The sequence below is a fragment of the Nocardia sp. NPDC060249 genome (assembly GCF_042728755.1).
Taxonomy (GTDB): domain Bacteria; phylum Actinomycetota; class Actinomycetes; order Mycobacteriales; family Mycobacteriaceae; genus Nocardia.
In genome coordinates this window covers 657,257-668,524 of the sequence record NZ_JBHXAQ010000003.1, presented here as the reverse complement: position 1 = coordinate 668,524, position 11,268 = coordinate 657,257, and the positions used below count along the sequence as shown (strand labels likewise).

The following is an 11,268-nucleotide window of genomic DNA, read 5'->3' as shown; positions in this document are numbered from 1 at the left end:
CCTTCGTCGCATCTCCGCGGCGCCTAACCGGCGGCCCGGCCGCGGACCGGCCACTTCGTGGCCGTCCCTCCCTAGGGGTCGGGAGTGCGGGGGCCGGGTTGGGTGGGTTGTTGAAGACGGGGACAGGCTGGGTGTACGCGCGGTCGGTTGTTGAAGTCAGGGACTAGCTGGGTGTACGCGCGGTGGGTTGTGAAGTCGGGGACCGGCTGGGTGCGCGCGGTGGGTTGTGGAGTCTGGGACTGGCTGGGTGTGGGCGGTGGGTTGTGGAGTCGGGGACTGGCTGGGTGTGGGTGGTGGGTTGTGGAGTCGGGGACTGGCTGGGTGTGCGGTGTGGTTGTGGAAGGCGGGGGACGGGCTGGGTGTGCGCGGTGTGGATGTTGAAGGCGGGGACATGCCGGGGTGCGCGGTGTGGTGTTGAAGGAGGGGACGGGCTGGGTGCGCGGTGTGGTCGGTAGGTGGTTGTGGGGTTGGGGGTGGATGACGGGCAGGGTGTGTGGGCGGGAGTGCGGGGTGGGGTTTTGAGGGCTGGGTGGGTCTTGGGTGTGGGGCTCTCGAAACTCTTCGGGTGACCGGCTTGTCGGCGTACCGTGGTTTTGTCCGAGGTGGTGCGGTGTGGATCGCAGGGTTGGAGACGCCGGTGGATCGAATCGATGCGGAACGGCTGGCCGAGCGGGAAGCGCGGCGGCGCAGGGCGGTGACTCCGGCCGCTAAGCGGCTTGCCGAGGTGCCGTGGCCGGATCGCAGCTGGCCGACGGTGCGCGGGTTGTATGTGACCGTGGGGGCCGCACTGTACGAGCGGTAACCTCCATGCCGTGACTGATCCGCTCCAGCCCCTGGTCGACCTGCCCGGCGTGCGCGAGGCCGCCGACAAGGCACGCGACGCGCTCGCGGCCGTGCACCGGCACAAGTCGAACCGGCGCGGCTGGGCGACCACCGCCGCCGAAGCCGCCGTGCGGGCCGCCCGTTCCTCGGCGGCCATCGAAGGCGCGAGCACCGACCTGCCCGCCGACGGTCAGGTCAGTGACCCGGTGCTGGCCGGCGCGCTGCGGGTGGGTCAGGCGCTCGACGGCGACGCGCTCACCAACCTCGTCGGCACCTGGCGGCGCGCGCCCTTGCAGGCGCTGGCCCGGCTGCACCTGCTCGCCGCGGCCGACCTGGTGGCCGATGAGCAGGAACTCGGTCGTCCGCGCTCGTCTCCCGGCGTCGCCGAGCGGCTCGACATGCTCACGCAAACTGTCCAGTCGAGCAAGGCGCCCGCCCCCGTGATCGCGGCGATCGTGCACGGCGAGCTGCTGTCGTTGCGACCGTTCGGCACCGGCGACGGTGTCGTCGCGCGCGCTGCCTCACGGCTGGTCGCGGTATCGAGTGGACTCGACCCGCACAGCCTCGGCGTGCCCGAAGTGTTCTGGCTGCGCCGTCGCCAGGCCTACCTCGACGCGGCTGCCGGATTCGGAATGGGCACCGCGGAGGGCGTGGGCGGCTGGGTGCTGTTCTGCGCGGGCGCGCTGGAAGACGGGGCTCGGGAAGCGAACTCGATCGCCGACGCGGCGGCCGGCTGAACCCGGCCCTACACATCGAAACGGGCGGCGTTGCCGATTGCTCGACCTCACCGCCCGCTAGCACGGAACACCCGGTTACCAAGCGTGCAGGGTGGGTTGTGTTCGGTGGCCTCGGCGATCATCCCAACCCCGCCGGTTCATCCCCGCAACCTGTGCGAGGCGTTCGCCGACGTCGGCTCGAATTTCGCAGGCCCACAACTCTTTCGGCCTTGTCGCGGCGCGCTCCGCGTGGGTGCCTGGTGTCCGTGCTGGGAAGGGTGGGATGGGAGGCGAAACCTTCTCTTCCGGCTCCGTCTTGGCCTTCCGTCCTTCCGTGACTCCATTCTTACACTGTGACAGCACTCACATCAAGGGTTTCGAAGGCATTACCGAATCCCCGTGAATTCGGCGTGTCGCCCGGAGATTCGTGCTGTACGGGGGCCGGTCAGCGGCGTTTGCGCAGCAGCCGGTAGCTGATCGCGCCGGCGATGATCGCGCTCAATCCGACGGCCGCCGTCGCGGCGACGGTGGTGGTCGACGGCGTCTGGAATCGTGACCACAGCGACACCGGGTTGGAGAACGTGAGCACCGGCCAGCCGCGGCCGGCCGCCTCCCTGCGCAGCCCGCGGTCGGGGTTCACCGCGGTCGGATGGCCCACGGCGCTCAGCATCGGCACATCGGTCACCGAGTCGGAGTAGGCGTAGCACCGCGAGAGGTCGTAGCCCTGCTCGGCGGCGAGCTTCTCGATGGCGGCGACCTTGCCCTCGCCGTAGCAGTAGAACTCGATATCGCCGGTGTACTTGCCGTCCTCGACGACCATCCGGGTGGCCTCGGTGTGCGAGGCGCCGAGCACCTCAGCTATCGGTCCGACGATCTCCTCGCCGGAGGCCGATACGATCACCACATCGTGGCCGCGGATCTTGTGATCGGCGATCAGATCGGCGGCCTCGGCGTAGATCAGCGGGTCGACCAGATCGTGAAGAGTCTCGGCCACAATGGTTTTCACCTGCTCCACATCCCAGCCCGCGCACATGTTGGCGAGGTTTGCCCGCATCCGTTCCATCTGGTCGTGATCCGCACCGGAAAGCAGGAACAAAAAGTGCGCGTAGCTGCTCTCCAGCACGGCTCTGCGGTTGAGCAGACCCTGCGCGTAGAACGGTTTGCTGAAGACGAATGCGCTCGACTTCGCGATCACCGTTTTGTCGAGATCGAAGAACGCGGCGACGCGCCCGCCCGGCACCGGGGCTCGGCCCGTTTTGCCGAGACTTGTGTCCGTAGGCGAGGTCTGGTCGCGTTCTGGCGTCACGTCAACAGAATAGGCACGACCTGCGCTCGCCGCAGGATCGACTGTCCGCACCGTGGAAAAGGGTTTGCCCCGGGGACGCCGGGTGGCGCGAATCGCCGAAGAATGTCGGCGAATGCTACTTGCGCCCGCAGCAGGGGGTGGGTGTAGTATTGCTGGCACCTGGACTTAGTCCAGGCGCGTTCAGCCCGACCCCCCGGGGCTGAACCCGACGGCCCCAGCCTCCTCCCCCCCGGCTGGGGCCGTCCTCTATTTCCGGGACGATCGTCAAAGTTCTCCACACCCCCGAGTTATCCACAATCGGTGTTTTCGGGGTGTTGATGAACTCCTCGCTCGGCAACGCTGAGTCGCATGAACTCAGTCCCGATGCGCGGTGGCCCGCCACCGATCGCGCCCGCTCTCGTGCTCGTGCGTGACGAACGGCTGCGCGCGGAGGTGCGTCGAGTCGCGGCGGCCGCCGAGCGTGTCACCGATGAACGGGTGATGCCGGTCGGCAGGCACGCGTGGGCCGGGGCGGGCATGGTCATCCTCGATACCGCCGCCGCAGTTGCCGCCGCCGTCGGCGGATTCCCGCGGCGGGCGGGCGTCGTCCTGGTCACCGAGGGGGAACCTGCCGTGCCCGACTGGCAAGCGGCGACGGCAGTGGGTGCCGAACGCGTTGTCGCGTTGCCCTCGGCCGCGGTCGCGCTGGTCGAACAGTTCGCCGAACACGCCGAATCACGCACGGGCGAAGGGATAGTCGTCGCGGTAGTGGGCGCGGGTGGCGGTGCCGGGGCGTCCACGCTCGCCGCGGCAACCGCGCTGCGCGGTGCCGCGCGGCGGGTGCGTCGCGACACGGTGTTGATCGACGGTGCCCCGCTCGACGGTGGGATAGATCTGGTGCTGGGCATGGAGAACGTGCCGGGGCTGCGCTGGCCGGACCTGATCATCGAGGACGGGCGGGTGTCGGCGGCGGCGCTGCACAACGCGTTGCCCGTCGGGGCTCCCGGCTTGGCGGTGTTGTCCTGCGGCCGAGCGCGGCCCGCCATCGGTGTAGGCCCGGCGCGATCACGGGCCGACACGGCTTCGGTGGGACACGCGTTCGCCGGACTGGCTCCGGCGGCTGTGCGTGCGGTCATCGAATCAGGAAGGGATGCAGGAGATCTCGTGGTCTGTGACGTGTCGTGTGAGCGAGGCCCAGCGGCCGACGCGATGCTCGACGCTGCCGATCTGGTCGTTCTCGTAGTCCCGGCCAGGCTGCGCTCCATCGCTGCGGCCGAAGTCGTCTCGGCCTATCTCGGAGAACGAAACCCCAACCGCGGCTTGGTTGTCCGCGGTCCCGCGCCCGGCGGACTGCGCGGCGCGGAAGTCGCCGAACTTCTCGGATTGCCCCTTCTCGCCGCGGTTCGCGGGCAAGCAGGCCTCGCCTCCCGGCTCGAACGCGGTGGTCTGAGCGTCCGCCGCCGCGGCCCCCTGCGCGACGCCGCCGACGCCGTCCTCGCCGTGGTCGGAGCCGAAGCATGACCAGCTCCGTCAGCGCCGGATATTCGAGCGTCCCCCATGCGGCTCTTCGCCGGGACGGAGCCACCGCGACATGACCTCCTTTGTCACCGTCGACCTCCTCGAACGCGTCCGTGAGCGTCTCGCCGAACACCCTGGCGTCCCCGATGCCGCTCAACTGGCGGCCGCGATCCGCACGGAAGCGGGCGGCGTGCTCGCCGACACCGATCTGCTCCGGGCCCTGCGACTGTTGCAGACCGAGATGACCGGGGCTGGGTTGCTGGAGCCGCTGCTGCACGATCCTCGGGTGGCCGATGTGCTCGTCACCGGGCCGGAGGCGGTCTGGGTCGACCGTGGCCGCGGCCTGGAGCTGACCGATGTCCGCTTCGCCGACGAAGCCGCTGTTCGTCGCCTCGCGCAGCGCCTGGCCCTGGCCGCCGGCCGCCGCCTCGACGACGCTCAACCCTGGGTCGACGGCAAACTCGCCGGAACCGAAGCCACGCTGGGTGAAGCGTTCGGTGTCCGGCTCCACGCGGTGCTCGCCCCCGTCGCCCACGACGGCACGTGCCTGTCCCTGCGCATCCTCCGCCCCGCGACCCAGGGCCTCGACGCGCTGGCGGCAGCCGGTTCGATTCCCCCGGACGCCCGCCGCCTACTCGGTGACATCGTCCGCGCCCGCCTCGCGTTCCTGGTCGTCGGAGGTACCGGAGCGGGCAAGACTACCTTGCTCTCGGCTCTGCTCGCCGCCGTCGACCCTGCCGAGCGAATCGTGTGCGTGGAGGACGCCGCCGAGCTTGCTCCGGTCCATCCGCATGTTGTTCGGCTGGTCGCCAGGACCGCCAATGTTGAAGGGGTAGGCGCTGTCACGGTGCGCGACTTGGTCCGCCAGGCCTTGCGGATGCGCCCGGATCGCATCGTCGTGGGCGAGGTCCGTGGTGCCGAAGTCGTCGATCTCTTGACGGCCCTCAACACCGGCCACGACGGCGGTGCGGGGACCGTTCACGCCAACTCGCCCCAGGAAGTTCCCGCGCGCCTGGAAGCACTGGCGGCACTCGGGGGGATGGACCGGGCGGCCCTGCACAGCCAACTGGCTGCCGCTGTCCAGGTGGTCCTGCACGTTCGCCGCCGCCCCGACGGAACCCGCGCCCTCCACGAAATCGGAGTCCTGCATCGTGATTCCGAGGGGGTCCACATCATCCCGGCTTGGCGCTCGGACGACCACCCCACTCCCGCGGTCGGCGAACTCCACCGGCTACTCGAGGTGCGACTCGGATGAGAAGCCCTGTCTGGTACGCGGTGGCGGCGTCGCGTTGTGCGTGTCGATCTCGGCGAAAAGCCTGGTCGGACAACATGCAACGTAGGTCAAGGCGATCTCCCGAGGGGCAGTCGGTGGTCGGCGATGCGGCGCGGCGATCGCAGCGGGCAATGCTCGGAGCCGCCGACGAGTGGCGCGAGCGAGGTGCGGGTTTCGGCGTAAAGGAGGTGGGCTCATGGGTAGTGCGTTGCTCTGTTGCGCGATCGCGGTGCTGGTGCTGCCCGTGGCAGGCGGTCAGCGGCGGTTCACCCGGCTGTTCGCGCCGAGCGGGAGCAGTCCGCGAAAACGCGTGCCTGTGGAGTGGTGTGCAGGAATCGCTCTGGGGTGCACGGCATTCGCGTTCGGTCCCGGCGTCGGGCTGGCGGCTCTCATGTTGGGAGCCACTGTGGCGGTACGTGAACGGCGTGGTCGAGGTGACCGTGAACGACGCCGCGAATGTGGCTACCTCCTGGCCGGCTTGGAAGCGGTGGTCGGCGAGCTCCGTGTCGGCGCCCACCCGAGCGCGGCCGCCGAATCCGCCGCGGGCGAGTCGCGCGGCGAAGCGGCGCGTGTACTGGCGATCAGTGCCGGCCGCAGCCGGCTCGGTGGTTCCGGAGCCGACGGCTGGGTCCAACCGGATTCGCTCGTCGCCGAGGAACTGTCGAGGGTCGCCGCCGCGTGGCGGGTGGCCGAGGAACACGGCCTTGCCCTCGCGGAACTACTCGCCGCCGCGAGGTCCGATCTGCTCGGACGCATCCGCTTCCGCGACCGCACCGAAGCCGCACTGGCCGGCGCCCGAGCATCGGCCACCGTCCTGGCCGGCCTTCCACTGGTAGGTATCGGCCTGGGTCAACTGATGGGCGCGGCTCCGCTCACCATCCTGTTCACTTCCCCGGCCGGCGAACTGCTCCTCCCGCTGGGCGCCGCCCTCGCCTGCTGTGGACTGCTGTGGACAGATGTCATCACCCGCAAGAGCACAGCCTGATCGGCATCGGACGGTGTCGAACAGTCGGTGGCAGTGGACAACTGGTGTGGACGCCCTGTGGACAGCTGCGCCCACCGCGAGGGCACAGCCTGACCCGGGTCGCGTCACGACCCGCGGTAGACGGAAGTAGTCGCCGTTCCGGATGCCTGTGGACAGGTGTGATAACCGAACAAGACCACGAGCTGACCTCGGTGTCGCATGTGGAGCAGTTCGGATCGGGGTGTGGACGGATGTGGATCAAACTTCGAGGAGGGGATTGCTGTGCAGGGGATGGATGGTGCTGTTCCACCGGGGGCGTTGTTGATCGCGGCGGTGGCGATTGTGTTGCTACCAGGGCGGGTTGCCGTCAGTCGACGAGTGCGTGCGCTCGGTCCGACGACGGTCGGCGTCTCCGGGGTGCCGGGCGACACCGCGAAGGCTGATCCACTCGGGTCTGCGTCCGCGTTCGATCTCTTGGCCGCATGTCTGCGAGCGGGACTGCCGATGGCCGCGGCCGCGCGAGCCGCCGCGCCGACAGCGCCGCCGGTTCTTCGGGCGGCATTGCTCAGGGCCGCGGACCTCCTCGCGCTGGGCGCCGACGCGGCGACGGCATGGGAGCGGGCGGTCGCGGACGCTGCGGGGTCGGCGGGCGCCGATGACGTGGAGTCGCTGGCGAGGATGGCCCGGCGTTCGGCTCGCTCCGGCGCCTCGTTGGCCGCGGCGGTCGGCGAATTGGCCACCCAGCGCCGCGAAGCCGTGGAAGACGCTGCGGTCGCGCGCGCCGAACGCGCGGGCGTGCTGATCGGCGGCCCGCTCGGTCTGTGCTTCCTGCCCGCTTTCGTCTGTCTCGGCATCGTTCCGGTCGTCATCGGCCTGGCCGACCGCGTGCTCGGCGGCGGTGGGCTGCTGTGACCGGCCGCGACGAGGCCACCGAAACTTCACCGCGCGGATCGGCCGCGTGGTGCAACCAGAGAGGGGATCACGATGACTTTCGCGCACACGGTATACCTGGGGGCCCGCACTCGAATCACGCGTCTGCTGCTCGAGGACGACGGCATGTCGACGGCGGAGTACGCGATCGGCACCATCGCCGCGGCGGCCTTCGGGGCCGTGCTCTACGGGGTCGTCACCGGGGACAGCATCATCAACGCGTTGACCGGCATCATCGACAAGGCACTCAACACGAGCGTGTAAACCACTGCGACACCAGCACTCTCGGGGCCGACGCGGGTGCGGTGACGGTCGAGGCCGCCATCGCCCTCGCGGCGCTGGTGTGCGCTGTAGCCCTGTGTATCGGCGCACTGCTCGCCGGATCCACCCAGGTCCGCTGCACCGACGCGGCCCGCGAGACCGCCCGCCTCGCTGCCCGCGGTGACTCCTCGCGCGCGATCGCCGCGGGACGATCGGTTGCCCCACCAGGCGCGACGGTCGACCTCCGTACCGAAGGCGACCGGGTGGTCGCCACCGTCACCGCGAACACCCCACTCCTTCCCGGCCTGCGCCTTCGCGCTGATGCGGTAGCCGTCACCGAGCCTGGAGTGGTTTCGTGACGGCGAGGCGCGACATCGCGGCGGATGGGGGTGGGGCGACGGCGTTCGTGTGCGTGGCCTTGGCGGGGCTGATCTGCCTGACATTGTTGGTGGGCCAGGTGGGCGGGGCGGTGGTGGCTCGGCATCGGGCGCAGGGGGCCGCTGATCTGGGCGCGCTGGCCGCGGCGGGTCTCTTGGCGCAGGGTGCGGAGGCGGGATGTGCGGAGGCCGGGGAGATCGCCCGGCGGATGGGGGTTCGAGTACAGCGGTGCTCGGTCGCGCAGTGGGATGTTGTTGTAGATGTCGCGGCGAATGTGTCAGTGGGAGTGTTCGGTATGCGCACTGTGCGGGCTTCGGCACGGGCGGGTCCCGTGGAAGAGAATGAGTGACGGGGAAGTGTTATCACTGGACGGTGGTTGTTCCGCACCGAACCAATTCGGAATTAACCGGATCCACCGTTGCGCTATTTCATGCGCATTCTTTGATCTCAGCGAGAAAAAAATGAAAAGAACGATGTAGTAGCGCCCGTGGGTCAAGTTGGCTATGCGCCAGTTAATAGAAGAGTGGTCCTTTTTATTCGGACACCGGGCGCCGGCCGACATATCTCTGCTGGTCAACACTAATTCGGACGGGTGACCAGCATTCAGCGAAGGCGGTGTATCGCCGGTCACGCCACGAGCGCGCGTACATCATGAATCCGCAGGTAGCTCGCCATGAGCTCGCAGCTCGCCGAGAACGGCGGCCAGCAAGCGCGCGGCGGCGTCCTTGTCGAGGGGGTTGTTGCCGTTTCCGCACTTGGGCGACTGCACGCACGAGGGGCAGCCGTCCTGGCACGCGCAGCTGTGGATCACGCTCAACGTGGCCGACAACCAGTCCGTGAGCTGGGCGAATCCGCGCTCGGCGAAGCCCGCGCCGCCGGGCTGGCCGTCGTAGACGAACACCGTCGGCGCGCCGGTATCGGGATGCTCAGCGATGGAGACACCGCCGATGTCCCACCGGTCGCAGCCCGCGACCAGCGGCAACATCCCGATGGCCGCGTGCTCGGCGGCGTGCAACGCGCCGGGGAGCTGCTCGTCGGAGATGTTCGCGGCGGCGAGCAGCTGGGGCGTGACGGTATACAGAACAGCCTTGGTGTGCAGGGTGTGCGCGGGCAGATCGAGCTCCACCTGGTCGAGCACCTCACCGGTCACCAGGGTCCGCAGGTAGCCGACGACCTGGTTGGTCACCGCGACCTGCGCGGATGCGGCCGTGACCGCACCGAGCACGCGCTCCTCGATCACTCCTTCGACGATGATCGAGGTGATCTGCCGGGAACTGGTGGTGAAGCCGGGATCCACCTCGTTGACGAACGCGACACCACCTTCGAGATCCAGTTCGTCGACGAGATAGGTCTCGCCCTGGTGCAGATGGACAGCCCCCGTGTGCAGCGTGGCGGGGGCCCGGCCCGCGTCGGCGGTGCCGAGCAGTCGTCCGGTCTCGGCGTCGACGATCGCGACCGGCGAGCCGAGCCCACCGCGCACATCCACGTCGTCGTGCGGGTGGGTGTGCGCGGTGATGTGCCAGCGGGCACCCGCGCCACGGGCGCCCGGCCTGCGCCGGATCAGGCCCTGATCGGCCAGGTCGGCGAGCACTTCGTCGGCTCTGAACTCGCTCACCTCCTCGTCGGTGAGCGGCAGCTCCATCGCGGCGCACAGCAGCTGGGGGCCGAGGATGTACGGGTTGTACGGGTCGGTGATGGTGGCCTCGATCGGCCGGTCGAGCAGCGCTTCCGGGTGGTGCACCAGGTAGGTGTCGAGCGGGTCGTCGGTAGCCACGAGCATCACCAGCGAACCCTGTGTGCGTCTGCCCGCCCGCCCGGCCTGCTGCCAGAACGAGGCGACCGTCCCGGGGAAACCGGCGATGACCACGGCGTCGAGGCCCGCGATGTCGACGCCGAGCTCGAGCGCGTTGGTACTGGCCGCGCCGAGCAATGTCCCCTGCGACAGTGCCTGTTCGAGCTCCCGCCGGTCCTCGGCCAGATAGCCCGCCCGGTAGGCGGCGATCCGTTCCTGCAGCTCGGGGGCGGTTTCTGCGAGGACACGACGGGCATCGAGCGCGATCAGTTCGGCACCGCGCCGCGAGCGAACGAAGGTCAGTGTCCTGGCGCCCTCGGCCACCAGCGCCGCCATGATCTTGGCCGCCTCGCTGGTCGCGGTGCGCCGCACCGGCGCTCCGTTCTCGCCGGTCCGCATCGCACTCAGCGGCGGCTCCCACAGGGCGACGGTCCGGGCCCCGCGCGGCGCCCCGTCCTCGGTGACCGCGACCACCGGCGCCCCGATCAGCCTGCTCGCCGACGCGCCCGGATCGGCACTGGTCGCCGAGCACAGGATGAACACCGGGTCGGCGCCGTAGAACCGGGCGAGCCGACGCAGCCTGCGCAAAACCAGCGCGACGTGCGAACCGAACACTCCTCTATACGCGTGGCATTCGTCGACCACCACATAGCGCAGGTTGCGCAGCACCCGTGCCCAGCGCTGATGGGAACGGAGAATCCCGACGTGCAGCATGTCGGGATTGGTGAAAATCCAGCGGGCGTTGGCCCGCACCCACTGTCTGACCTCGGCAGGAGTGTCCCCGTCATAGCTCGCCGGATGCGCCTCTCGCAGCGGATTGTCATGGATCAGGCTGCCGACAGCACGGAGTTGATCGGCGCCGAGTGCCTTGGTGGGGGAGAGGTACAGGGCGGTGGCGCGCGGATCGTCGTGCAGCGCCGCGAGCACCGGCAACTGGTATCCGAGTGACTTTCCGGACGCGGTGCCCGTACTCACCACGACGTGGTTCCCGGCCGCGGCGAGCTCGGCCGTGCGGGTCTGGTGTTCCCATGGCAGCGTGATCTCCTGCGCGTCCAGGGCTGTGACCAGGTCCGATGGCACCCATTCCGGCCACGCGGTGGTGCGGGCGCGCCGTGCGGGCAGCTCGGCGAGATGGGTCAACGGGTTACCGCCGGCAGCCGCCTCGGCGAGGACACGATTCAGCAACGATCGCCCATAGCTCTCGCCGGTATCGCGCTCTCGAACCTCGGTCCGGTCTGGCGGATTCATCAAGTCCTCCTCTCACACGACACGCGAAGTGTGAAACGTGTGTGTGCGACAACCACTACCTGGGATTTCGTAACCCAGTAG

11 protein-coding genes are annotated in these 11,268 nt (G+C 69.3%); 9 read left to right on the top strand and 2 right to left on the bottom strand.

All coding sequences use genetic code 11. The features are described from left to right. Window positions 1-637: 637 nt before the first annotated feature. Together ACFWFP_RS16955 and ACFWFP_RS16950 are read left to right on the top strand one after the other, a co-directional pair. Window positions 638-802, top strand: coding sequence for a hypothetical protein (locus ACFWFP_RS16955; RefSeq protein WP_266297608.1), 165 nt, complete (start codon window positions 638-640; stop codon window positions 800-802). A gap of 10 nt (window positions 803-812) precedes the next feature. Next, window positions 813-1,559, top strand: a complete 747-nt coding sequence (locus ACFWFP_RS16950) for an oxidoreductase (RefSeq protein ID WP_379295971.1) — start codon at window positions 813-815, stop codon at window positions 1,557-1,559. A 424-nt stretch (window positions 1,560-1,983) separates the two neighbouring features. On the opposite strand, the gene ACFWFP_RS16945 is transcribed toward ACFWFP_RS16950, so the two are convergent. Beyond that, window positions 1,984-2,778 carry an HAD-IB family hydrolase gene (locus tag ACFWFP_RS16945; protein WP_379296019.1) on the bottom strand — a complete coding sequence of 265 codons (795 nt, stop codon included), beginning with the start codon at window positions 2,776-2,778 and terminating at the stop codon, window positions 1,984-1,986. Window positions 2,779-3,192: 414 nt separating this feature from the next. Here ACFWFP_RS16945 and ssd point away from each other — a divergent pair, with 414 nt between their 5' ends. From ssd to ACFWFP_RS16910, 7 genes are all read left to right on the top strand, one after another. Beyond that, entirely contained in the window at window positions 3,193-4,344 is a 1,152-nt protein-coding gene (ssd, locus tag ACFWFP_RS16940; RefSeq protein ID WP_379295969.1) for a septum site-determining protein Ssd, read from the top strand. 70 nt (window positions 4,345-4,414) lie between these two features. After that, window positions 4,415-5,596, top strand: a complete 1,182-nt coding sequence (locus tag ACFWFP_RS16935; RefSeq protein ID WP_379295967.1) for a TadA family conjugal transfer-associated ATPase — start codon at window positions 4,415-4,417, stop codon at window positions 5,594-5,596. Window positions 5,597-5,810: 214 nt separating this feature from the next. After that, a complete protein-coding gene (locus tag ACFWFP_RS16930) occupies window positions 5,811-6,599 on the top strand; it encodes a type II secretion system F family protein (protein ID WP_379295965.1) in 789 nt (262 codons plus the stop codon). A 270-nt stretch (window positions 6,600-6,869) separates the two neighbouring features. Continuing rightward, window positions 6,870-7,490, top strand: a complete 621-nt coding sequence (locus tag ACFWFP_RS16925; protein WP_379295963.1) for a type II secretion system F family protein — start codon at window positions 6,870-6,872, stop codon at window positions 7,488-7,490. A gap of 72 nt (window positions 7,491-7,562) precedes the next feature. Beyond that, complete coding sequence (locus ACFWFP_RS16920; RefSeq protein ID WP_379295961.1) at window positions 7,563-7,772, top strand: DUF4244 domain-containing protein; 210 nt, start codon at window positions 7,563-7,565, stop codon at window positions 7,770-7,772. A gap of 41 nt (window positions 7,773-7,813) precedes the next feature. Beyond that, entirely contained in the window at window positions 7,814-8,128 is a 315-nt protein-coding gene (locus ACFWFP_RS16915) for a TadE family type IV pilus minor pilin (protein WP_379295959.1), read from the top strand. Next, on the top strand, window positions 8,125-8,496 hold the full coding sequence (locus ACFWFP_RS16910; protein ID WP_379295957.1) for an Rv3654c family TadE-like protein: 372 nt from the start codon (window positions 8,125-8,127) through the stop codon (window positions 8,494-8,496). The genes ACFWFP_RS16915 and ACFWFP_RS16910 overlap by 4 nt, the downstream gene beginning before the upstream one ends. Before the next feature lie 300 nt (window positions 8,497-8,796). On the opposite strand, the gene ACFWFP_RS16905 is transcribed toward ACFWFP_RS16910, so the two are convergent. After that, on the bottom strand, window positions 8,797-11,187 hold the full coding sequence (locus ACFWFP_RS16905; protein ID WP_379295955.1) for a DEAD/DEAH box helicase: 2,391 nt from the start codon (window positions 11,185-11,187) through the stop codon (window positions 8,797-8,799). Between the last annotated feature and the right edge of the window lie 81 nt (window positions 11,188-11,268).